The organism is Serratia sp. CY84636 (genome assembly GCF_052166245.1).
GTDB classification, from domain to species: domain Bacteria; phylum Pseudomonadota; class Gammaproteobacteria; order Enterobacterales; family Enterobacteriaceae; genus Serratia; species Serratia nevei.
This window is the reverse complement of record NZ_JBJNOX010000002.1, coordinates 1612714-1635757: the sequence shown is the minus strand read 5'-3', so window position 1 is coordinate 1635757 and position 23044 is coordinate 1612714. Positions and strand designations below refer to the sequence as shown.

Below are 23044 nucleotides of genomic sequence, written 5' to 3'. Positions count from 1 at the left end.
CTCAGGCCCGCTTGGCGGGCCTTTTTTATGCGGCGAGTAAAACTTAGGGAGTATGTTCTCGTTCGCCCATTCGCTGTATATTTTATTATATAGCGATGGCGTGATGAGGAGGAAACCGTGGGTGACCATTTTGGCAAAGGGCTGTTGGCGGGGCTAAAGGCGGAAAACCTGAAGCCGGAGACGGAGCTGTCGCGCTTTTGCTCCGACTACAAGCGCGGCTTTGTGCTCGGCTATGCGCACCATTTGGCGCAGCGCTGCGGCGACGAAAACCGGGCGGCGTTCGAAGCCGGGCAGCTGAGCCGCGCCTATGGCCTCGGCAGTGAGCCGATGAGCGAGTTCTTTTCCGGCGGCGACAGCCGGCTGGCGGAGAAGTTTTTCCGCGCCGGCTATAACCGGCCGACGCAGGGCTAGCGCGGGCGGGGCGTCAGGCGGCGCTCAGCACCGCCACCATATACACGCACGGTTGGTCGCTCTGGTTTTCAAAGCGGCAGTCCGCCGGCGGGCCGAGCTCCAGGCAGTCTCCCTCGGCCATGTCATGGCGCGCGTCACCTTCCACAAAGACCAACTCGCCGGATAAAACCCAGATCAGCTGACGCTTGAAGGCATACACCGAAGCCGGCATCGGGATCGTCGCGCCGGCCGGCAGTTCGATACGTACCAGATCGAGCGGCAGATCGGTGCGCGGCGAAACGTGGCGCCGCACGTAGCCGCTCTCCGGATCGACCCAGACCGGCTGATCTTCCCGGCGCAGCAGCCGGCCTTCCTGCGTTTCCGCCCGGGCGATCAGCTTGGACATGCTGAGGCCGAACGCCCCCGCCAGCCTGCCCAGCAGCATCGCCGTCGGGCTGCTCTCGCCGCGCTCGATCTTATGAACCATCGCCCGTGAAACGCCCGCCTGCTCAGCCAGATCGGACAGCGACCAGTGGCGCGCCTCGCGTTCAATGCGAATGCGTGCGCCGATCAGCTGATTTAGATTGTCTAATTTAATATTCATATCGTAGTATTATAGTGGACAATTGGCCGGGGTAAACCATGATTATACGAAATGCGACGCTCAACGATAGCGCGGCGATTGCCGCCATCTATAACGACGCGGTGTTGAACAGCACCGCCATCTGGAATGAACAAACGGTGGATGCGGCCAATCGCGCGGCGTGGATCGGCGAACGGCAGGCGGCGGGCTACCCGGTGCTGGTGGCGGTGAACGGCGCGGACGAGGCGATCGGCTACGCGTCGTTCGGCGACTGGCGCGCCTGGGACGGCTATCGCCATACCGTAGAACACTCGGTGTATGTCCATCAGGCGCATCGCGGTGGAGGGATTGGCAAAGCGCTGTTGATCGCCCTGATCGCACGGGCGCGGGAGATCGGCAAGCACGTGATGGTGGCCGGCATCGAATCCGGCAATCAGGCCTCGATTAAGCTGCACCTGGCGCTCGGGTTCCGCGAGGTGGGGCGCATGGAGCAGGTGGGCGCCAAATTCGGCCAATGGCTGGATCTGACGTTCCTGCAGCTGACGCTCGACGAGCGGGCCACGCCGCCCGCACGCTGATCCCGGGAGACAGAGCGATGAATATGCTGTTGCTGCTGGTGGCGGCGGGAATGGGGCTGGTGGTGCAGAATCTGCTGATGGTGCGCATTACCGAAAGCGTCTCGACCATCCTTATCACACTGGTGATCAACTCCAGCGTCGGTTTGCTGTTGCTGGTGGGGTTGCTGCTGGCCAAAAATGGCCTCGGCGCGGTGGCGGAAGTGACCGGCGCCGCCAGGTGGTGGATGCTGCTGCCGGGGCTGCTGGGATCGCTGTTCGTGTTCGCCGGCATCCTGGGCTACCAAAAACTGGGGGCAGCGGCCACCATCTCGATCCTGGTCGCCAGCCAGCTGTGCATGGGGCTGCTGGTGGACGTCTACCGCGCCGGCCCGGCGGCGCTGCGCGAGAATCTGCCGGCGCTGTTCGGCGCGCTGCTGCTGGTGGCGGGCGCCTATCTGGTGGCGAAACGCAGCTTTTGACGGCGGCTGAAAGGCAAAAAGCCCGCTCGGGTTTCCCTGAGCGGGCTTCTCTAAATATGGCTCCTCTGACTGGGATCGCCTTTGCCAGTAACAGGCTAATACATAAGCTAAACTTGAATTCACTTGTTGTCAAGACCACCAGAATGACCACCATTTTTCTTCCCTATACGCCGATAGAATCACTGGGGGATAATTACACTTTAATCATTTATATAAAAATTAGTTAAGGATTCGCGGGTAATCATGAAAAAACATGGCACCCTAACTTGGATCTCATTTGCCAGTGACTGGCGAAAAATTAAGCAAAAAGAGGATTCTTATTTGCTCAAGCCAACCAGAATAATCACCAAACTAATGAGCTAGTAAACCATTAAGGTATAGGCTTGGTTTACACCAGATAGGGTGTAACTAGTTGTATGGAATGCTTAAAAGTGATCATATGTAACTCTCATGGTTGATTGCATCTTTAATCATACATTCTGGTAATTGCACTTAACTACAAAATCTGAGATCGTTTTAACATTTGATGAATTCAAATGAATTCGGTGAGCTATCCTTAGGTTGTACTGACACTAGGCTAAGGGATTGTAAACAGCCGTAGCCGTCAGTTCTGAGGGATCCCTTCTGCTCACCATACTTTTGAGTCCATTGGCAAAAAAAACGAGCAGGATTCAGACATATGGCAAATATAAGGATTAAATACCATGCTAATGAACACAGCATTCTATATGCGGAGACTGGGGGCTGTTGCCCGCTCTGTACATTACCTATGATGTTCAAGAAAGCAAGTTCTAGACATCCTAGTATAGGATATGAGATTGCTCATATTTATCCATTAAATCCGAATAAATCGCAGGCAAAGGCTCTTGAGCAATATTCAGTACCTGATGACATCAATTCCCTTGAAAATGTAATTCTCTTATGCCCAAATTGCCATACAAAGTATGACAAAGATTTCAAAATCGAAGAATATCTTAGGCTTTATAATATTAAAAATGGCTATCTTAGTGAGACAAAGGCAAAACAAACAGCTTCTCAATATGCTCTGCAAGATGAAGTGTGCGAAATATTAGATCTCATTGTGCTTGGTGATGATAATTTTGCAAATTTTTCTGAGACTAAACTAGATGTCAGTTCGCTTAATGAAAAACTCAAGACCGATATGAGTCCTTTGCAGAAGCGAGAAATTCGTTTAAATGTTATCGACTATTTTGTACCTATTAGGAATCATATCCGACTTCTCGAACAGTTGGATCAAGCCGCCATACGAATACTACAGAATCAAGTAAATACCTATTATCTGATAATGGAAAAGCAAAACCCTAAGAATAAGGATTTAGTTTTTAACTATGTTTCACAATGGATAAGCTTGAAGTCTGGTAAATCCATTATTGCATCCAAGATCCTTACATCTTTTTTTATCCAAAATTGCGAGGTATTCGATGCTAGTTCCAACTAAATTCACGAGTCTTGAAGAGTCGACCATTTTTAAAATGCTAGTCATTTTAAAAAACAAAGTAGACGACGAAAAATTGTCGGATTTATTGACAAGAACTTCGGCGAGCTTTCAAGATGCTTCGGAATTTTTACATGCTTTAGATATCCTATATGTTCTTGGTTTGATTGATGTTGATGTTTCGATGGAAACGATAAATTATGTTAAGTAAAATAATCTGCTCACTTTTCAATCATGGTGAAATATCATTCAATTATGGCTTGAATGTAATTCTTGGTGATGATAATGCTAAAAACTCAATTGGAAAATCCTCTGCTTTGATGGTCATTGATTTTGCTATGGGTGGTATGTCTCTTTTGGATGATAAGGCTGGTATTATCAAGTCTATGGGGCACCATAGTTATATCTTTGAATTTATTTTTGACGATGTTGTATATTATTTTAAACGGTCAACAAGTGAATCCAATGTGGTTCATGTGTGCAATATGCATTATAAAGCAATTGATGAAATTAGCATTGGTGATTATACAGATAAACTCAAAATACTCTATAACTTAGAGCATCTAAAAAGTAGTTTTCGTTCACTTGTTAGTCCTTTCAGTCGAATATGGAATAAAGGTGCTTTAGACCCTGAACAACCATTTTCTGGCGATGTGAAAGAATCAGCAGGAGTAGCTATTGGACGACTCATCGATCTCTTTGAATATACGGAAGATATCGCTGAAGGGAAGTCTACTTTAGACGAATATAATGAAAGGAAAAAACTCATATCCAAGTCGATGAATGCTCAAATCATTCCCAAGATCAACAAGGCTCAATACAAGACCAATCAGAAAATAATAACTGACAACAATGATGCTATTAAAGCCTTGAAACAGGGGTTTACGGGAGCTCTAAGCGCCTATGAAGCTCTCTTTGACGAAGAATTGCGTAAACTTCATCAGCAAAAAAATGAATTAGGTAGCCAAAAAAATGATGTGCTAATAAAAATAGAACGAATTAATCGAGATATCTCAGGGGTAACACCGAGATTAACTGCTAATATTTCTCTTATTAAGGAGTTTTTCCCTAATGTAGATTCAGAACGTCTTGAGCAGGTTGAGTCTTTTCATCAAAATATCACTAAAATAGTGCAAAAAGAACTTAAAAAAGGTCTTGCATTGTATTCTGAAAACTTATTGCAAATCAATACTAAGATCGTTGCTTTGGAGAATAAAATACGAACTGGTTTGGCAGCAAAAGGAACGCCAGATGATTTGTTCATTCGAGTGTTTGAACTAAAAGAACTTGCAGATAAAGCTGCTGAAGAGAATAGCTTTTATGATAAAAAGGTAGCTATCGGCAGGGACGCGTTGCTATCCAAAGAACGTTTGGAAGCGATATACTTTGGTATATTCCTTAATATAGAAAATGCACTAAATATAAAATTAAAAAACTTCAATAAAGTAGTTTACGGGCCGAGCAGAAATGCATCTCAGCTTAGGATAAAAAATGCAAATTCATACAACTTCATCTCGCCCGAGGATACTGGAACTGGAAAGTCTTATGCAGGCTTAGTTGCATTCGATCTTGCTATGCTTTCACTAACTAACCTGCCGTTCATAATCCATGATTCAGTTATCTACAAGAATATTGAGGTTCCTGCCACAGGGAATATAATCCGAATTCTAGCATCTGTTAAACGTAAGCAGATATTCCTTTCATTTGATGAAGCCGCAAAATTCGGTGCCAAAGTTGAACGATTGCTGCGGATTCATACCGTTCTCAAGTTGAGCGATAACGATCTGCTCTATACGAAAGACTGGAGGGAGCAGCAATAGTTAATTGATATGTATTAATAATAATTACTGGCTTGAATAGCCAGTAATTAGAATAAATGACTAGTACATCATCAATATTTTCTTTTAATGAACCATTTCGTAAGGGGGCGGCGAGGACTCCGTCGCCGCCAAGTGTAAATTCACTATGGTCTTATCTCAGTTTTCCTCGAAGTTGCAAACTTGCCTCTGGTAAATGTCTACGAATAATAAGGTCATCTGCGCACTCCATTTTTTCTGACCCTTGAGGACTAAGTTTCTGGAGTTTATGATCTGTCGGAATCGCCGGGGCTAGTGGCGAACTGAGTGATATCCAAGTTTCTGCACCCGTAGCCAGGCGTGTAGCAACAATTGGAATTACTATTGCTCCAGCTTCATTGTCATATCGTTGAACTTCACGAGAGAAAGAAAATTCGGTTCCATACTGCCGAATCAGATCACGGGCGAGAAGATCAAGCGATCGTCGAGTACGCTCGGCAGGATAAGGCGGATATCCACCATCAAACGCATGTTCAATAAACTGAATGCCGAGTTTGCGATCTAGGAGCGAGTGGTCCATTCGATTGCGGAAACTTTGCAGGCAGCGATAGCAGGATGTGTCGCAGTTTTCTGGACAACTTGCTAGAAGATTTCGCGTGTGCTCAAACAATTCTCTTGCCCGATTCACAAGTTCGGTCGAAAACCCTGCACCTCCTGCCAATGTGTCATATAGGAAAATTTCAACTTCGTTACCGCTTGCGCCTTTTTCTGTCAAAGCTGGGCGGTATTCGGCTAGAACTTCTCCCGGTTCAATATCTAGTGTTTGACACGCAGCCTTGGCCATAGCTTCGCATAGAGTTCTAAGTACAGAATCAGCTTCTATACTGCCGGGCAAGAGTTGGAACGGCTCTGTTAGCGGGAATGAAAATAATGCAATGTCAGTTTTGAAATCAGTCCCAAGAATTACGTGACGTTTTGCCGCTCCTCCTGGGCAGATGGAGCCTTCTTCACTGCGGAATGGCGTAGCGTGTGGTTGTGAGAGTAGTTCCTCAGGAGCCGCCGATGACTCGATTCGACCACAGGCGAGACAATAATCGTAGCCATCTTTATCGACACCAGTATTTGATACTAAGAGAAATTCTCTCGCTTTGAAAGCACGCACCCGCTCGGATACCTGAATCCAGCTCTTGTCAGGATTAGGCGTTTGCATGACTAACTTGGCACGCGTCGCTCTTGCGGTCTCGTTTGGTGAGTCTGGCTCAGTTTCCGGCGGTGTATCGATTGGGTGCGCAAAGCCGACAGGACGGAACCAGACCCTTGCCGGGCCGAAAGAGTTGGGTGTGTTGCAGGCTGGACAAGTCTCTGTCGTGTTCTCCCTCTCTTTTAAGTAATCGTCAGTCCTTGCATGGGAGCAAGTGCTGCACTCGAAGTAGAGTTTTCGTTTTCCCCAAGCGTCCCGTCGTTCGGCTGGATAAGGAGAATATATAGCTTTGGATGTATACTGTTTGCCGTTTATCCAGAGTTGCTTGTTTGGTGCGTATTGAGATAGAGCCAGTGCAAGCCCCTGAGCGGGAGCATAATCTATAACCGATGTGAACGGGGTTGATCTCTCTTGATTGAAAACGTGAAATGCCACAACATCGGTTGGAAACGCATACCGTGGAACTACTCCCCGGTAAAGGAGACGGTCAAGTAGTTTATCCGTGGCGGGATCAACAATATGTACGTTATCCTCTGACTCGGTCATTATCTCATTCTCGGTTTGATCACCAGAGTCGTCCTTACTTTTTTCTAGGGCGGCGTTGACATCTTGGTTCTCTGATTGAATAAAATCTATGGCTTCGTCAATCGTATCTGTCGCGTCAACCATCATTTCAGCAATCAACCTATGGCGATCATCTGGCGACAACTCAGTGGGTAGCCAGCGATCAGCCGCGTTAGCGAGGTCTTGTGCATTATCTTCTAGCCATTTAGCAAAATCATAACGATTGAGCAAAGGTCCCCGAGTTTTGAAATCACCGACTTTGCCCAAAACGGAAAACAAATTAGGATCGGCACCTGGGATTAATCCAGGAATACGGTCTTCATGATAGCGCTGAAGCAGGTAGGCGCGAAGATGGCGTCGCGTTATTTCCGGATTTTCTAACGTGAGGCGTGGATCAATGACATTACCCCGTATCATTTCCTCTGGATCCGTAAAATAATGGTCGTCATGGCTGTCCGAGCTGCCAAATGCTACAACAGTCGCAACTGCATTAGCACGTCGGCCTGCTCGGCCAGCACGCTGCTGATAATTGGCGCGGGTTGGAGGCATATTACGAAGTGCCACGCCTGAAAGATCACCGATATCAATACCTACTTCCATAGTCGTGGTGCTTGAAAGCACATCAATAGCGGGTTCACCAGGGCGGTCCTTATCTCTCCAGGCGACATCGATATCCTGAAATCTTATTTCGTGTCGCTCAGAGTGAGAGAAGGCTTCATCCGGCTGCGCCGCTCCAAGTTGAGCTGTGTGCTCTGCTGCAATAATGGTCATTAGTTGGGGGTCTTCAACATCAAGTGCTGAAGCGATAGGGTCGCGATAAAAACCACGACGTGCCTTGTAAACCTCATCTAAAGCGGGATCAAAGTTGCTCACATCAGAACTTTCACAGTCAATACATCTACTGAGAGTTCCGACTGGGCGATGAACAGATTTGCAACTATTGCATCGCTGCCACTGACCATTTAAATGAAGAGAAAGCTTCGAAGCAACTAAACGATGTCCCCCTCCCATTGTTTGCTCGGTAAAAATGGTCAGAAGAGTTGGAAGCCAATTCTTTTTGAATATTGATTTCGATTGCTTCGATACAAGAACTCGGTTCATGGCAGTAAATACCCCTTGATGGGATCTCACTCGTTCATTCCACCAAGAGTCAGGCATGTCTGAAAACCAGATTCCCGGATCAAGCGTCCAGCATCGCAGCCAAGCTCGACAGACTGTCAATTTAGCCTCCTCGGTTTCGGCGACTCCTGGTAGATCGGGAAGTTTTACAATCTTGGACGAGATTTGTGGAGGCTCGCCAATCGTGGCGATCGCCAAGGCCTCCAGATCAAGTCCCATGTTCGTATGTTTAAACGTATCGGAGATTGCCTGCATAAGACGCTGCGGGCATCGGGACAACGAACTGAGGAGTTGAAAGAGCTGTATACCTGCGGGAGATGGGCCTGGACTTGGTCCTTCTACCTCTGAAAGTGTTTCTGCATCACCAAGTTGGGGCCTTAGTCGAACGCCTAACTTATGGGCAGCCACTAAAACTGATAAGTACGCATGGTTGAGCACAAGAGTTTTGGAGAAGTCCGGATCGCGGCTAAGAATCTTATAACCCAACGGAAGGAGTGCCCGCACAGCATCACGTAAGGAATAGTTCTGAAGTGTGCCAGCCAGACGAGCGGCTACTTGGCGAGAATCAGAGAAGATTAGAACCTTACGCCCACGAAGTGGCGCAAAAGAAGTTTGTTGCTGTGGACCAGGGGGCTGTATTCTTAGCTGTGATCCCAATAAAGCCTGAAACGGTTGATCGCCCTTGGTCTGATGATCTTGAACGCTAGATTGTCCATGACCTGCCATCTGGTTGCAACATGCACAAGGAGCGAATTGCCCTGGACCTGCTCCACGGGTTGTATCTTTCGAGCCATCTGTTACGGGCTTTGCAGGAGCAAGGAAGACGGTTCGATATTTCTCTCCTAGTACATCTGGATTAAGCTGGCCCGATACAAGATCATAGTAAGCGGCTTTGGCTTTATCATCCGATGGCGGTTCTTCAATAAGAAGATCAAGAGGATGAAGAGCCTCTATAAGCCCTGAAGCAGTCTCAATTCTTTCACCTTCTTTGGACCATAAATAGCGTGGCTGCGCAACATCATTTGTATAGGCCCTGGCATATGAAGTGCCACAATGACGGCAAGTATAATATTCCAAAACCGGAGCGCCGCAACTGCATCGCTCGTGTGGTTGCGAGAACAATCTTCCGGCAGGGCTTCGCCTGTCTCTGAGGGCATCGGGGCAATTGGGATCCATGCATATCCATAAGCCAGGAAGTCCACGGAAGAATGAATGTATTCTGCATGGAAGAAGGCTAGCTTCGTTTGGTGTTTTTTTCGCGCGGCTCCCAAATGCGAGTAATACCGTTGTGGCTTTTTCCAAAAGATTCGATGGTATTGTATCGTCAAAGATTATTTCTGGTAGTTTGGAGAGCGATACCGCAGCAGTCATAGTCTCATTTACAAGTCGATTAAATGGCGCGTAATCGTACAGCGCCAGATAAAGTTTAGCGTCCACATCACTTACATCTTTGACTGATACCCCTCGAAACTTTAGAAAGTTCTCAATCGCTGCCAATTGTTGACTATGGTCTGCTGAATAGAACTGTTTAAGATTAACAGCAGCAAGGGTGTTTATATCGACCATTGATCCACGGTCCTCAGGAGAACGTAACTGTAGTTCTCCTACTATTGACACGAATGATTCGGCCGATACTCCGGAAAGCTGTGCGCCGAATACACCAGCATTTTTCTTACCCTCATCACTGAAGCTTGCGGTCGAGCATATGACTTGGAACCTCTCGGCTGGTATACCAAGACGTTCTCTTAGTCTACGTATCAATAATCCGACTTCAGCACCTTGTGCTCCTCTGTAAAGATGAGCTTCATCAAGAACGATAAGAAATTTCTCGTCCGGGCAAGCGTCCAACCATTCTTTTGTTGCGTCAAATATGCCACGCTCAATGGGACGCATCATCATATATTCAAGCATCGAATAGTTTGTAATGAGAAGATCGGGTGGAGATGCATGAACTTCATGGCGTGTAATTAGTTCAGAATCGTGTGGACGGCAGATTGCTCGCTTCGCCCAAGGCACAGGAGCTTTACCCAACCAGTCGGAAACACTTTCTTTGGATGGCCATTTTCCCCGTACCTTTAAGGTATCAAAGAGTTTAGCCGCGCGGTATTCTTCCCCGTCGGAAGGGGAATGTTCATAGCGTCGTTTCGCATCCTCGATCTCACCGAAAAATTCACCAATAGATGCTAGTCGTTTACTATCTTTATTAGGTGTGCGCAGGCCCGCATATGGGGTACGGCTGGTATAACGCGCGAAGAGGACGGGACGCTTAGCCCATTTTTCGAATAGAGCAACGGTTTGAGGGGAACCGAACATTGTTCGCAATCGACTTAATTGGTCGTTCACGAGGGCGTTCATAGGATAAAGCACTAATGCGCGAACAGCATTATATTTTTTAAAGCGCTCTGGGTTCTCGCAGGCTTCAATTGCGAACTTCCCTAATATCGGTAAGAGGAATGATTCAGTTTTGCCAGAACCTGTTCCCGTCATAATCATAAGGTTTCGATTATTGTTGAGAATCTCTTGTAGGGCCTCCAATTGATGGGTATAGGGGGAAGGGTAAATTACTGGTTTTCCTGATTTTGTGTCAGAAAGAACTCTCAATGCTTCAAGTGCCGCTGGTGGCAAACTATCAATCTCATTATAAGGACTGGCGCTCTTATAGCGGGGAGTCGATTCCAGATATGGAGCCTGATAGATGCCACCGATCTGATTCAATAGTTCACGACGCTGTTTGACTATGGAAGGGTGGCCGATGTGATATGTCGCCTCGATATAATGCGTCAGGCTCTGCCGTAATTCGTCAATTGTTTGTTGTATTGTGGCTGTTTTCATTTAGTGCTCCCATACTAATCCCGAGTTAGCCAGAGGGATTCCTCTAGCCAATGAAGTTCTTCTTCACTATTATGTAAAGGCAGTGAAAATTGCAGCAAGGCGCGATGAGGCTTTAAACGTTCACCGACCAGACTAAGACGCCTAATCGCCCAAGAAGGAAGAGGAGATGTAAAGGACAGCACAGTTATCTCCTTTTCATAAACAACTCTGACCTGTTGCGGAGAGCCAGTAAGTGCATCCATCGCAGCGAGTAATCGCCAGGCTTCATCACAATCTCGAAAGCGCGCATCTCCTGAATGAATATCAACGAAGCGTTGGACTAATCCGTCCCGAATTTCGGCAAGGCACCACAGTCTTGCCCCGTAGCGTTGTGGGCGTCGGGCAATATAAATTCCAGCATGTTGTTCGTTTAGTGACTGCCATCTGCCTTTATAGTATGAAGTTGTATTGCTAATATCAATTATCTCAAAATTCTCTATTTTTTCCGGATGTATATCGTTGGGGAGTCTGCTGATCCACGATTTTACAAGTTTGTCGGCTGTAATCGAAACTGGTGCACGTAGCCATGTAATTATAGGTAACTCAATAAGTCCTAGATCGATAAGTGTTTGCCGACATGATTGCGTATTGCTTGGTGTGAGTATTCTTAAACCACTCGGGTAATAAACGAGATTAAAGTCATTTACCTGTGGCGGAGTGACATCATCACCAGCCACTCCCACTATAATGAATGTCCCATCTCTTCGAAGCACAAACGCCGGTGGAGCAGGGCGCAAAATGAGGTTCGTTTCCCCCGCGATTTCGTCCCGCATTTCAAGAAGATCACCCAAGTTGACAAGGTCGTCAATAATATCGTAGATGAGTGTCTTTAAGTTCTCAGGCTCGTCAGTTAATGGGCCTAGGGAATTCATTAGGAGTGAGCATACTGTCCGAATCGAACAAGGAGCTTCAATGAAAACGGTTCTCCGCAACGCTTGAGCGATTAATGCATTATCAAGTTTTTGCAAGTCAGGAAGTCCTAATGAGCGAGATGAATACTTTAGGCAATCAGCCCGGCTAAGTATTTTAATATTGTTCATAAGACCTCCGTCTTAGAGCTCGTTTTCTGGCAGTGTGCCACTAGACGCGCAAAATACGCTCCGCGGATTAGCGCAGAGTTTTTCCGTAGCATATCGAATGCATTTGGTGATGCGAGGTCCGAGGGTTTCACGGTATGCGGTTGAAATGCCAATTTCAGTGCAAGACGATAGAGGATGTCTGTTTCCGGAATTTTATAAGCATGCGCCAGTCGAAAGAATTCTAGTTCAGCAGTTTCTGCATCATGATCATATTGCCAATCTTGTGTGCTCAATAAGCCTGAAGCGAATCCTTGTGAATAATAAACTCGCCTATAAAGAAATCCAATGTCTCTTTTACCAGTTTGAACCTTGTTTATATCTTCTGCCCAGTCATTACCGCATAGATATCGTTCAAGTTCTTTTTCAAGTGTGAGAATAGCGTTGCGCCGAGCCAAAAAAGCCATTGGTCCTATCAGCCTCCGAGCTCCCTGCCAATACCGCAGAGCATTGATAATGGTTAGCGGCTGTGGTTCTTCTGCGGACACATGAGTCAGAATATTCAGATCTCGAAAATCAGAAATTTGGCGCTGCGAAGCCATAGCGATCACTTCGTAAGTTTGATCATTGATGCTTGCAACAAACAAACCGCCCTCACCACGAAGCTCTAGTCCGGACAGAGCCTGTTCATAGTCCACTTCGTGACCAATTTCAACAGCGTTCAAATCATATCTCTTTACAGAAGGCAGACTTTTTTCCTCTGTATCATCGGTGAGTCGGATAGTACGTTTGTCTAAACGTAGCCACCGTAAAGGTTCTGCTTTCTTGTCGAATCGCACGCTCTCTAGGCCATATTCGTCCAACGATATGAGTAATTCTATACACGCGGAACGATCAACATGTTCAATGTAGTTGTCTGCTGTCAGTTTCTGTACGATAAGTTTAGATATTCTCTCATCGTCAACAGGAGCTTTGTAATTGCCAATCGGCTCTATATGAAAAAGCGTGCCGTCTGCGTTGAAGAAACGGATTTCCAGTTTAACAATACGCCCGGCAGGAGCCATAAACCTCAGGGTGGCTGCGTGGTCAAGAAACTGCTCTAATGTGGCTCCCTGCGGTTCAAGCTTGAGGCTAACCCCTGCTTTTCCGGAGACAGTCTTTTGCCAAGGTGCTGCTAAACGCACCCTAATGAGGATTTCTTCGCTTATTATGTTGCTGCCGGTAGCTACGCCGAGTGCAGATAAAGATACATAATACAAACCTATTGGAAGCTTACCGAGCGAAATGAACGTTTTTCCGTTGGGTTCCGGACGCAGATGTACAGGAGGATGTTTATTAATAATGATCTGTAATTCGTCGGCTTCAACATCCGATGCTAGGTAAAACATGACAACTTCTGTGTCAAGAAACTCCAGCGCGTCATCTACATTGTTCCATCGGGCAGTCATACCTATTGATTCGGCTCGTATGCCTAACTTATATCCAAGCCCAATCGACGATAATGCTGCTATTTTTCCAGCATCTACTTTCGTAGGAATTGAAAATTGCCAAACGTCGGCTCCAGTTGTCTGTGACTGAACAGGAGTAAGCGATAGACTATCGATAACTTCAGTGGGCACTGTATTCGAACAGACAAGTAAATAAGCTTGGTTAGCTTTTACATGCCGTCCCGTGACTTCAACAGCCGTACCATCTGAACGTACCTTTAGTAGCCGTAAAGTCGTTGCAGGGAAAAGCAGCCTTTCCTGCAAAGAGGCTGTAACTTTTTCAAAAGGGCGATCGAATTCGAAAACAGAATGATTATCAGTTGGGTATGCCGAGAGTGGTTCTTCTATTCCTCCGGTGTAAGAAAATAATGCCCGGCCCGGCATCCATGCATTGCCTCCACCATAATAACGAAAGCGCATATGAGAGTGTTCTAAATCAAGCGGGGATAGTCCGGCCTGACGAAGAGATGTTGCAATGTCGGGAATTACGAGCCTTAGGTTCCACTCTGTTAAACCTCTTTGCCGTGCAATTAGCCGAGGTTTTACTGTACAAGTTTTCGAGAGAGTTACATTTTCTTGGATACTTTTTGAAGAAGATATAAAGCTTGTACTATACAAATTGACGAAACGAGCCTCACGGAGTACTCGTCTTACTTCCTTTAGGCGAGTACCAAATGAACCAAGCTTATCGAAGTCGTCTATGATGCGGCGCAATGTGCTTTTCTCAATGGGGGAGATAACATCAACGACATCTTCAAGACGCATCGCCATTACAATTCGTGCTGTTAGAGTTTTTTGTTGTAAGAAACCCTCGAACCGAGATGAACCACCATGATATTCATCGCTTAGTAGTTCACCTATTTCTTCTAATGTAAGCTCACCACTTCTAGTCAGTAAATGGCGAAGATTGTATAGGTGATCGGCAAAAAAACGTTGTAGATATCTTGGCAGAATGGCTTGCGTGATTGGCCAAGAAATAATAGGGAACTGCTGTGCCCATGACCCGGAGGGGGTGACACTATTAAAATCAGTAGTAAATCGTCTATACCATATACGGATTTGATCACGGTCTCCAAACTTAGGCCAGGAGGGAAAGGCTATAGCAAAGGAATCCCAATATTCGGTTCCGTCATATGTGTAACCTATCTCAGCAGCGGCAGCGATCCATACCAGCCAAAAAGTGCGAGTAGCACGTTTTGTTGTATTCAAGTTGGCATTGAGAAGCGATTGAGCAGTAGAAATCTCTGCTTCGCTCAGACCATGCTCGATCGCATAAACGGGATAATTTTCGGTAGCCCGCAGATCACGTAGTCGAGAATAATGCTGGTATAGCCTCTCTTGAAGTTCTGCTAGATTCACTTCTCTTCCTCCCAACTCCTTTAGGCAATTTTACTAGTTATTACGTCCAGTTTTAATCCTTTAATTAGTAAGGATATATCGTCCCGTCTCCAGTTCTTATAATAACCCTGCCTTAGAGCTCGCGGTTCAATCCATCTCTTACGCGCAAGTTCAGATATTTCATCAATAGTTTTTAAGGTTGAAAGGTCGGGTGTACCCCTACCAGTCGCGAGAATTTCTTTTGCATTTTCAGCGAGCTGGCAGAAAAATACCTCTCTTTGGATTCCATGACGTAAAACCGCTTGGTTAATCCCGAGTTGTTTCAGGGCAGCTTTGATAGTTCTGAGCCGCCAATTTGAGCCTTCGCCAAAGCAATGTTGATCGGCATACGGGTGCTCTGCGAGTCGAAGATATTCACGCATCTCCCCAAATAACTCATCGGTAATATGAAAATGCCCCCAGCCGACGGTATAACCGATTGGTTCAAAATAACTTATGCTATCTAGCTTCAGTCGATTATAAAGTGATGAACGCCCCATGGAAGAACTTGTTGTTACTGCGAGTAAGTGAGCGTATTTATCTTTACCAGAAATAATGCCCGTCGTTGAACCATAATTTCGTAGGAAATCGTCATAAACTTCTCGTGAGCGGATTAAACAGGCAATCGCTTTACCGCCTAAAAGCATATTGTAGGGGGGAACCGCTCCAAGAACGTAAGCATCAAGTATGTTAACTAGCCGACTTGATCGATCATTAGATGTCCATCCGATTAAATTATCACGTACAGATAAGTTAAAAACTGGATCTCCTAATGCAAATATTCCAGCAAGTCGGTCATGCCCTCTGTCCCACACGAGGTACCGCATGCGGCGACCGTAACCATTTGATACTGGAACAGACCAGGTTAAAGATGCTGCCCTAAAGAGTTTGGATTCGAACGAATTCGCAGAAACTTTTATCAATGATAAGCGAATCTTAGTTGGATCAATCTCATTTCCGTTGGCAAAATATGGTATGGCACTTGGCAAGAATTCAGATATAAATTGCTCAGAGGAGCGTAGACGTTCTTCACGTTGAGCGCTGTGCAGTTGACGGATAGATTCTTTTCCTGACTCAGGACGAACTAGTGTTCCATCCGGCCCTTTTTGAAACCCCAGCTGTGTAAAATGTGAGCGTATTTTGCGTTTTAAGCTAGCCTCTGGGGTAAAGGCTTGTGCTACTGGGGCTTTCTCTCCATTGCTCTTACACTTAACTGATTTCAATGCCTTACCTTAATCTTCTAATTCAGTTAGTTAATGTACAGTTTATAATACTTGCAGGTTACTTTCATCACAATGGACATAAAATTTTTCTTACTTCCATAGTTTTAACATTGGTCTTCTGGTGGGGGGCATTGATTAGCGGTCTAACATAAAAGATTTGATAATCTGTGTTTCTCTATTGCATTGAAAATTATATGTTTTTTATTTTTGTAAGTATTGAAGAATCTATGTGAGGTGATCAGGAAAAAACGGCTGGATTAGTGTGTGAACTTTTCAATCTCAGTGGATGAGAGTACGCTCCCAAGTAGAAATGTCTGATCTTGTTTAGCAAAAGCATCCTGTTCATTTTTGATACTTGGATTTACATTGGATTCTAGCACGAACGAGGAACGAACAAATTTTCTATTGGTAAATTTCATAGATGCAAAGCGGTTCTCTGCTAAGCCATTTACAGCTAATAGGTCAAACAGCACTACACCCTCAAAACCAAGTTGATCGAGTTCAATTGCTAGACCTTTTAATTGACGCAAAGGGTGAAAATCCGCTGTGGCAGTTATAACAGCTATTTCACCAATAATGCGTATTTTTTGAATCATAATTTTCACATTCTCGCTGTATATAAGCTATCGATCGCAGAATATGTGTTTTTAGATAAACTTATTGCCTTTTCAAGGGTATCTATCATGCGACTGCCATCTGCAAACTCTTCCATATGGAAAAGTGTATGACGATGTTTCCTATAGAATGTATAGCCGTTATTCAAAGCATCCTGCATCCCTACATTTCTAACCATTGCACTGTATTGAGGTTTTAAAGTACATAACCCACGATTGATATCAAAAAAGTCGCCAAAACCATGTTCTGCATCTTCAACAGACATATTGTAAATGCACATCTGCTCTTTCAGCACTCCTTCGAGAGCCCGTAGGTCCGGATAGAGTAATAGGCAATAATCTGGTAACTGTGGTGAGGCTAATTTCACACAACAGCTAGAGATTAGCAGTTTTTTTACTGATTCAGGTAAGAGTTCATAGCTTCTAGGAAATGCCGTTTTTATATAGTCATCGGCCATCTCCTTTCTAATTATCTCAGCGCTACTATCATCTTTGCGATATAATACTTGTTCTAATCCTTTGAGATCCAGTAAATCTGTAAGCATGAAAATAACACGACGATAACATGACAAAGGTTTACCCTGTATTTGTAAAACTCTTGTCCGTCGATGGTGAGTGAGAGTTAAGTGGTCTTGATGTGCAATACTTTTTAGCGTTACCTGCTTACAGTTGTCCTCATCACGTAAGAGATTGAGTTCAATATCACCAGCCTCCAAAACGCATTCTAATATAGGATCGAATGATTCTGTAGTTATTCCTTTCAATGAATAATTGACGTTTTCAAATTCTGCTGGGTCGATTGTATCCCTTAAATATGAAGCAAGTGTTTCACCAACTGGTTGATTTTTACCTAGTTTCCACTGAATCGTAGTTGTACCTGTATGGTTGAGGTGAAAATCAACAGTTGAGAATTCCGACCCAGTAGAGCCAAAAACCACCCTTTTCCTTTTGGGAAATGTTTGTATATCTCCATCAAGCTGATAGCCGTGAGATTCCAGAAAGTTCTGGATATTGAGATCAAGGTTTTCTCGGTTAAGATTCAGATCTCTGTAGTCAACCACGATTTTCACACCCCTTTCTCTCAATTATTTGTAATCTTTTAACAGAAGATTATAACACCATTTTTAAATTAAGTCATGCTCTAAAAAGTGATGATGGCGAAGATTGGTATTCCAGTAAAAATCCTAGTTTATTAGATAGTTAAACGGCAGTGTGGAGTCACCTCGGTGAGGCAAATGCAAAGGGAAGGTGGCATATAGCGAAGATTCAAGCCACACGCTTTCATACGGAACGGAATTATTTTTAATGGAATGCAATTAATTATAAGATCAGAGTCAATTTATAATAACACCATATAACTATAGTGGTGGTTTTAAATTTATTATTCTAACTGAAAAATTGGAATTTCAAGTGAATTTGCGATCAACTAAAAGATTTTCACATATTTAGAATGCCTTTTAAAGGCTGGTTGTAAAAATAATCACCTACAGTTCATTATTTCCTCCTTAGGAACAATATATTAATCTCTGCCAGTTATGCTTATACTATATCTAAAACCCCAAACCCCAAACCCCAAACCCCAAACCCCAAACCCCAAACCCCAAACCCCAAACCCCAAACCCCAAACCCCTTTCACCGCTGCAACTGAGGGGCGCTAAGCCCGGCTATATAGGGGCAAGTTTTTCTCCTGTGAGCTTTTCGTTCTTCATATCAGCTTCTGGTTAATCGTTTCCCAACACAACCCATCCTGCAAGGGTAAATGGCACGCATGCTGCGCCCTTGCAGGACAGAACGATGCCGGGAAAACGAACCGTCAGGCGATACGAAGACGAAAATCATACACTGACGGAGAAAAAACATGTCGATTTCCCTGCACACCACCCGGACAAGCGCCCCTAACATCGCAGTGGCGACCAGCGAATCCCCGCTGGACCCGTCAGGCTCCTCAAAAACGAAATTTTCTAGAACCAAAATCGACATTTACCAGACTGTTACTGACAACATCATTGCAGCGCTGGAAGCCGGTGTAAAACCGTGGTCCTGCCCGTGGCAGCGTGTATCCGGTATGTCTGGTTTGCCATCCAATTACGCCACCGGCGTAACCTACAGCGGGATGAATATCATGTTGCTGTGGTGCAGTGCATCTAAGCAGGGTTTCAGCGATTCCCGCTGGATGACCTACAAACAGGCACAGGCAGCAGGTGGGCAGGTTCGCAAAGGTGAACATGGCACTACAGCCATTTTCTATACGACCCTGGAAAAGGAAAACGACGCCGGAGAAGTTGAACAAATCCCGATGTTGAAAACTTTCACTGTGTTTAACATTCAGCAAATTGACGGTTTGCCCCTGATAACTGAAACGGCTAGCCCGGAAGCAACCTTTGACCCGTTGCCGCAGGCTGAGAATCTGTTACGGAAGAGCGGCGCAAACATTATCGAGAAGGGACAAAACGCCTTTTTCAGCCCATCAACTGATGAGGTCTGGCTACCGGAGTGCCATCTTTTCGCTGATGCGGCAAACTTCTACGCTACCGGCCTGCATGAGCTGGTTCACTGGAGTGGGGGTAAAAAACGCCTGAACCGTGAAATGAAAGGGAAGCTTGGCAGTGCGGATTATGCAGAGGAAGAACTTGTTGCGGAGCTGGGAAGTGCCTTTCTGATGGCGGATTTGGGGATCGATGGCGAAGTACAACATGAAAGCTACATCGCTTCCTGGCTGGAAGCCCTGAAAAACGACAAGCGCTATATTTTCAAAGCGGCCAGCGCAGCCTCTAAAGCGCGACTTCCAGCAGGCCTTTTTCTTCAATCCCTTTCAGCAGATCAATGAAATGACGGGGTTTAAGTCCGGTAACTGACAGATGTCCGATAACCGGAAAGACATGATTGTTCAGGCAGGCAAGCAGACGGTCAGCGGTATTCTGTGACCATTTTTTATTGCTTTTATGCCAGGCCAGAGCCACGGTTTTAAACACCTTCTCCGTTGGGCTGGCACTGCGTTCTGCGGCCCGCTGCTTTACCGGGTTGATGTTCAGCGCCAGCATCTTACGGATACCTTCGCGCTGCTGGCGGGCATCAGACAGGGAGACGGCAGGATAGGCACCCAGTGCAATGCGGGATTCTTTTCTGTTGATACGATATTTGAGATACCAGAGACGTGAACCGCCTGGATAAACTAAAAGGTACAGACCGTGAGAATCGGAAACTTTGAAGGGTTTTACGGATGGTTTTGAGTTGCGGATTTTTGAGTCGTTAAGAGACATTTGGGGGTCACTCCGTCATCGAACCAACTTGACCCCAAATCTGACCACCAAATTCTCCCGATGTGGAGGGTAAACTGAAAATGCATCGGGAAGACTTTTCACGCTAACTTATTGAATCAGCATCACATAAGGATTCGCAAAGCGGCATGAAAACAAGAATTTGGCTCCTCTGACTGGACTCGAACCAGTGACATACGGATTAACAGTCCGCCGTTCTACCGACTGAACTACAGAGGAATCGTGTGAACGGGGCGAATAATAGCGGGGCGGTTGCGGCTTGTAAAGCGTGAAAGCGCCCGATGCGTTCGTTTGCTGCAAGATTGCCCAACCTGCTGCTTTTTCTCGCTTTTGTCGCTTATCCCGCGCGCAGTGCCCCCGGATGGCCCGTTGTTCGGGCCGTTGCTTGCCTGTGGTGCAACGTCTGCCCTGCGCGGTGGCGCTCGCCGCCCGACGAACGGCCGTCGGCCGCCGTGTATCCCGCTTCCATGGCCGTTTACCGACTCTGGCCCGGATCTTGCTGCGGTGCCTGACCGGATTTCGGCATTCTCAATTTAGCGGCTCGCTGGAGGCACTATGAATTTCAGACGTCTGAAGTACTTCGTGAAAATCGTTGATATCGGCAGCCTGACCCAGGCGGCGGAGGTGTTGCATATCGCCCAGCCGGCGCTCAGCCAGCAGCTGGCGACGCTGGAAGGGGAGCTGAAACAACAGCTGCTGATCCGCACCAAGCGCGGCGTACAGCCGACCGAGGCCGGCAATATTCTCTATGCCCACGCGCAGACCATTCTGCGCCAGTGCGAGCAGGCGCAGAGCGCGGTTAACAGCGCCGGGCAGGCGATGAGCGGCCAGGTGTCTCTCGGGTTGGCGTCGGGCAGCACCGCGGCGCAGCTGGCGCTGCCGCTGCTGCAGAGCCTGCGCGATCAGCAGCCGGGTATCCTGCTCAGCCTGCATGAGAACAGCGGCGCGGCGCTGGCCGGGCAGGTGGCCAATCAGACGCTGGACATGGCGATGGTCTACGGCGCCAAGATGCCCGCCGGGCTGCACGCCATCGCACTGATGCGCGAAGATCTCTATCTGGTGGCGACGCGCGCGGTGCCGCATCCCGGCAACAGCGTCGAGCTGCTGGACGTGGCGCGGCTGAACCTGTTCCTGCCGCGCGAGGGCGATGCGGTGCGCAACCTGCTGGAAGAGGCGATGGCGCTGCGCAAGCTGGCTGCCAACGTGGTGGGGGAGATCGAATCCTCGGGCGCGCTGAGCGCCGCGATCGCCGGCGGGCTGGGGGCGACCGTGCTGCCGGAATCGGTGGCGCGCGCGATGATCGGCCCGGCCAAGGCCTGGATGGCGCGCATCAATGCGCCGACGATGTCGGTGCCGCTGGCGCTGTGCATGTCGGGCCAACAGGCGCTGTCCGCCCCGGCGCTGCTGGTCAAAGACATGCTGCTGTCGATCGCCGGCGGCCGCAGCCAGGAGAAACGCGCGCTGGCGCTGGTGCGTTGAGGAAAAAACGGCCCGCCGCAGCGGGCCTGATAACCGTTATCGGAACGGCGGTTCGTTGAAGGTGCGCAGCTTGCGCGAGTGCAGGCGATCGCCCTCGGCGCGCAGCAGATCGATGGCGCAGATGCCGATCTGCAGGTGCTCGGAGATCGCCCCTTCGTAGAAGCGGTTGGCCTGGCCCGGCAGTTTTATTTCGCCGTGCAGCGGTTTGTCGGAGACGCACAACAGCGTGCCGTACGGCACCCGGAAGCGGTAACCCTGAGCGGCGATGGTGGCGCTCTCCATGTCGACCGCCACCGCGCGGCTGAGGTTGAAGCGCCGCGCCGAAGCGGAATAGCGCAGCTCCCAGTTGCGATCGTCGGTGGTGACCACGGTGCCGGTGCGCAAGCGCTGTTTGACCTCTTCGCCGGGCATGCCGCTGACCATCTTGGTGGCGTCGTACAGGGCGCGCTGCACCTCGGCGATGCTCGGGATCGGAATATCCGGCGGCAGCACCGCATCCAGCACGTGATCGTCGCGTAGATAGGCGTGGGCCAGCACATAATCGCCGATCTTCTGGCTTTCGCGCAGGCCGCCGCAGTGGCCGATCATCAGCCAGGCGCTCGGGCGCAGCACCGCCAGGTGATCGCAGATGGTTTTGGCGTTGGACGGGCCGACGCCGATGTTGATCAGCGTGATGCCCTGGCCGGTGCGCGAAATCAGGTGATAGGCCGGCATCTGGTGGTTTTTCCACGCCAGATCGGATACCGCCTGCTCCGGGGCGCTGGTTTCCGGCGTGATGTAGGTGCCGCCGGCGCTGGAGAGCGCGATGTACGGGCTGGCCGGATCGGCGATCTGGGCGCAGGCCCAGCGCACGAACTCATCCACATAGCGGGTGTAGTTGGTGAACAGCACGAACGGCTGGAAGTGCTCCACCGGCGTGCCGGTGTAGTGCCGCAGCCGCGCCAGCGAGAAATCCGCGCGCAGCGCATCGAAATGCGACAGCGGGAAATGGTTGTCGGTGGTGTGGTACAGGCCGTCGGCGGTTTCGTCACCGATCTGCGCCAGCTCGGTGGTGGGGAAATGCTGCGCGATGCCGGCGCTCATCGAGCGATCGAGCGCCAGGCTGGAGCCGTCGATCACGTAAGGGAACGGGATCTCCTGCTGCGACGGCGCCACTTCGATATGGGCGGCGTAATCGTGCTCCAGCATCGCCAGCTGTTCGGCCAGATAGTGGCGGAACAGCTGCGGCCGGGTCACGGTGGTGCTGTAGCTGCCGGGATGGGTGAAGCGGCCGAAGGCGCGGGTTTTGCTCGGGCCGGATTGCTGCCCGTCCCAGCTGACGCGCAGTTCGGGATACACGAACAGCCCGGCGGCGCGCGCCTGCGCATCCGGCAGCGTGCCGTGGCTGATAAAGTCGCCGACCGCCTGACGCAGCGCGTCTACCGCGGCGTCATACAGGGCTTCCAGTTGATCGAGTGCCTGATCGGCGCTGAGGCCGCTGCGAGGTGGGGCATAGCTCATACTTTCTCCTTGGATGTCCCGGCTCTGTGGCGGGGTTGCGGCGTTTTACCGTCA

General features: G+C 48.1%; 16 protein-coding genes, 1 tRNA gene and 1 pseudogene. 8 read left to right on the top strand and 10 right to left on the bottom strand.

Annotated elements, in window-relative coordinates:
• The first annotated feature begins 117 nt into the window (after positions 1-117).
• Positions 118-411: a DUF2623 family protein gene (locus ACJ8QI_RS12195; protein WP_038878018.1), complete on the top strand. Its 294-nt coding sequence runs from the start codon at positions 118-120 to the stop codon at positions 409-411.
• Between the two features lie 13 nt (positions 412-424).
• On the opposite strand, the gene ACJ8QI_RS12190 is transcribed toward ACJ8QI_RS12195, so the two are convergent.
• Complete coding sequence (locus tag ACJ8QI_RS12190) at positions 425-994, bottom strand: helix-turn-helix domain-containing protein (RefSeq protein WP_038878021.1); 570 nt, start codon at positions 992-994, stop codon at positions 425-427.
• Between the two features lie 38 nt (positions 995-1032).
• Between ACJ8QI_RS12190 and ACJ8QI_RS12185 the strand changes: the two genes are divergently transcribed.
• From ACJ8QI_RS12185 to ACJ8QI_RS12165, 5 genes are all read left to right on the top strand, one after another.
• Positions 1033-1551, top strand: coding sequence for a GNAT family N-acetyltransferase (locus ACJ8QI_RS12185; RefSeq protein ID WP_442532562.1), 519 nt, complete (start codon positions 1033-1035; stop codon positions 1549-1551).
• Positions 1552-1568: 17 nt separating this feature from the next.
• Complete coding sequence (locus ACJ8QI_RS12180; protein ID WP_193159261.1) at positions 1569-2009, top strand: DMT family transporter; 441 nt, start codon at positions 1569-1571, stop codon at positions 2007-2009.
• Positions 2010-2688: 679 nt separating this feature from the next.
• The gene (locus tag ACJ8QI_RS12175; protein WP_442532561.1) at positions 2689-3468 is read left to right on the top strand and encodes an ABC-three component system protein; all 780 of its coding nucleotides are present in this window, start codon (positions 2689-2691) and stop codon (positions 3466-3468) included.
• Positions 3452-3676, top strand: coding sequence for an ABC-three component system middle component 7 (locus tag ACJ8QI_RS12170; RefSeq protein WP_095101317.1), 225 nt, complete (start codon positions 3452-3454; stop codon positions 3674-3676). Before ACJ8QI_RS12175 ends, ACJ8QI_RS12170 begins: the two co-directional genes overlap by 17 nt.
• Positions 3666-5285, top strand: coding sequence for a DUF2326 domain-containing protein (locus ACJ8QI_RS12165; protein WP_442532560.1), 1620 nt, complete (start codon positions 3666-3668; stop codon positions 5283-5285). Before ACJ8QI_RS12170 ends, ACJ8QI_RS12165 begins: the two co-directional genes overlap by 11 nt.
• A gap of 151 nt (positions 5286-5436) precedes the next feature.
• On the opposite strand, the gene ACJ8QI_RS12160 is transcribed toward ACJ8QI_RS12165, so the two are convergent.
• The 6 genes from ACJ8QI_RS12160 to ACJ8QI_RS12135 form a co-directional block, all read right to left on the bottom strand.
• Positions 5437-10977, bottom strand: coding sequence for a DEAD/DEAH box helicase (locus tag ACJ8QI_RS12160; RefSeq protein WP_442532559.1), 5541 nt, complete (start codon positions 10975-10977; stop codon positions 5437-5439).
• A 14-nt stretch (positions 10978-10991) separates the two neighbouring features.
• Positions 10992-12056: a hypothetical protein gene (locus ACJ8QI_RS12155; protein ID WP_442532558.1), complete on the bottom strand. Its 1065-nt coding sequence runs from the start codon at positions 12054-12056 to the stop codon at positions 10992-10994.
• Entirely contained in the window at positions 12053-14878 is a 2826-nt protein-coding gene (locus tag ACJ8QI_RS12150) for a hypothetical protein (RefSeq protein ID WP_442532557.1), read from the bottom strand. Before ACJ8QI_RS12150 ends, ACJ8QI_RS12155 begins: the two co-directional genes overlap by 4 nt.
• 20 nt (positions 14879-14898) lie before the next feature.
• Positions 14899-16119: a Druantia anti-phage system protein DruA gene (locus tag ACJ8QI_RS12145; RefSeq protein WP_095101392.1), complete on the bottom strand. Its 1221-nt coding sequence runs from the start codon at positions 16117-16119 to the stop codon at positions 14899-14901.
• Between the two features lie 257 nt (positions 16120-16376).
• The gene (locus tag ACJ8QI_RS12140; RefSeq protein WP_060854645.1) at positions 16377-16715 is read right to left on the bottom strand and encodes a type II toxin-antitoxin system RnlB family antitoxin; all 339 of its coding nucleotides are present in this window, start codon (positions 16713-16715) and stop codon (positions 16377-16379) included.
• Positions 16716-16720: 5 nt separating this feature from the next.
• Entirely contained in the window at positions 16721-17803 is a 1083-nt protein-coding gene (locus tag ACJ8QI_RS12135) for a type II toxin-antitoxin system RnlA family toxin (protein WP_442532556.1), read from the bottom strand.
• 788 nt (positions 17804-18591) lie between these two features.
• On the opposite strand from ACJ8QI_RS12135, the gene ACJ8QI_RS12130 reads away from it, so the two are divergent.
• Positions 18592-19560 carry an ArdC family protein gene (locus tag ACJ8QI_RS12130; protein ID WP_442532555.1) on the top strand — a complete coding sequence of 323 codons (969 nt, stop codon included), beginning with the start codon at positions 18592-18594 and terminating at the stop codon, positions 19558-19560.
• Here the strand turns inward: ACJ8QI_RS12130 and ACJ8QI_RS12125 are convergent.
• Positions 19511-19993, bottom strand: a pseudogene (locus ACJ8QI_RS12125) (tyrosine-type recombinase/integrase); the annotation flags it as partial. The gene ACJ8QI_RS12130 and the pseudogene ACJ8QI_RS12125 sit on opposite strands and share 50 nt — an antisense overlap.
• A 161-nt stretch (positions 19994-20154) precedes the next feature.
• Positions 20155-20230 (bottom strand) — tRNA-Asn (locus tag ACJ8QI_RS12120).
• Between the two features lie 336 nt (positions 20231-20566).
• Here ACJ8QI_RS12120 and nac point away from each other — a divergent pair.
• The gene (nac, locus tag ACJ8QI_RS12115; RefSeq protein ID WP_060420410.1) at positions 20567-21490 is read left to right on the top strand and encodes a nitrogen assimilation transcriptional regulator NAC; all 924 of its coding nucleotides are present in this window, start codon (positions 20567-20569) and stop codon (positions 21488-21490) included.
• A gap of 36 nt (positions 21491-21526) precedes the next feature.
• Here the strand turns inward: nac and ACJ8QI_RS12110 are convergent, their stop codons facing one another.
• Positions 21527-22990, bottom strand: coding sequence for an AMP nucleosidase (locus tag ACJ8QI_RS12110; RefSeq protein ID WP_060439559.1), 1464 nt, complete (start codon positions 22988-22990; stop codon positions 21527-21529).
• Between the last annotated feature and the right edge of the window lie 54 nt (positions 22991-23044).

What these genes read in the sequence shown, in the direction of transcription:
- ACJ8QI_RS12190 (WP_038878021.1), bottom strand. Translation starts at nt 994, where the DNA reads ATGAATATTAAATTAGACAATCTAAATCAGCTGATCGGCGCACGCATT.
- ACJ8QI_RS12185 (WP_442532562.1), top strand. Translation starts at nt 1,033, where the DNA reads ATGATTATACGAAATGCGACGCTCAACGATAGCGCGGCGATTGCCGCC.
- ACJ8QI_RS12180 (WP_193159261.1), top strand. Translation starts at nt 1,569, where the DNA reads ATGAATATGCTGTTGCTGCTGGTGGCGGCGGGAATGGGGCTGGTGGTG.
- ACJ8QI_RS12175 (WP_442532561.1), top strand. Translation starts at nt 2,689, where the DNA reads ATGGCAAATATAAGGATTAAATACCATGCTAATGAACACAGCATTCTA.
- ACJ8QI_RS12170 (WP_095101317.1), top strand. Translation starts at nt 3,452, where the DNA reads ATGCTAGTTCCAACTAAATTCACGAGTCTTGAAGAGTCGACCATTTTT.
- ACJ8QI_RS12165 (WP_442532560.1), top strand. Translation starts at nt 3,666, where the DNA reads ATGTTAAGTAAAATAATCTGCTCACTTTTCAATCATGGTGAAATATCA.
- ACJ8QI_RS12160 (WP_442532559.1), bottom strand. Translation starts at nt 10,977, where the DNA reads ATGAAAACAGCCACAATACAACAAACAATTGACGAATTACGGCAGAGC.
- ACJ8QI_RS12155 (WP_442532558.1), bottom strand. Translation starts at nt 12,056, where the DNA reads ATGAACAATATTAAAATACTTAGCCGGGCTGATTGCCTAAAGTATTCA.
- ACJ8QI_RS12140 (WP_060854645.1), bottom strand. Translation starts at nt 16,715, where the DNA reads ATGATTCAAAAAATACGCATTATTGGTGAAATAGCTGTTATAACTGCC.
- ACJ8QI_RS12130 (WP_442532555.1), top strand. Translation starts at nt 18,592, where the DNA reads ATGTCGATTTCCCTGCACACCACCCGGACAAGCGCCCCTAACATCGCA.
- nac (WP_060420410.1), top strand. Translation starts at nt 20,567, where the DNA reads ATGAATTTCAGACGTCTGAAGTACTTCGTGAAAATCGTTGATATCGGC.
- ACJ8QI_RS12110 (WP_060439559.1), bottom strand. Translation starts at nt 22,990, where the DNA reads ATGAGCTATGCCCCACCTCGCAGCGGCCTCAGCGCCGATCAGGCACTC.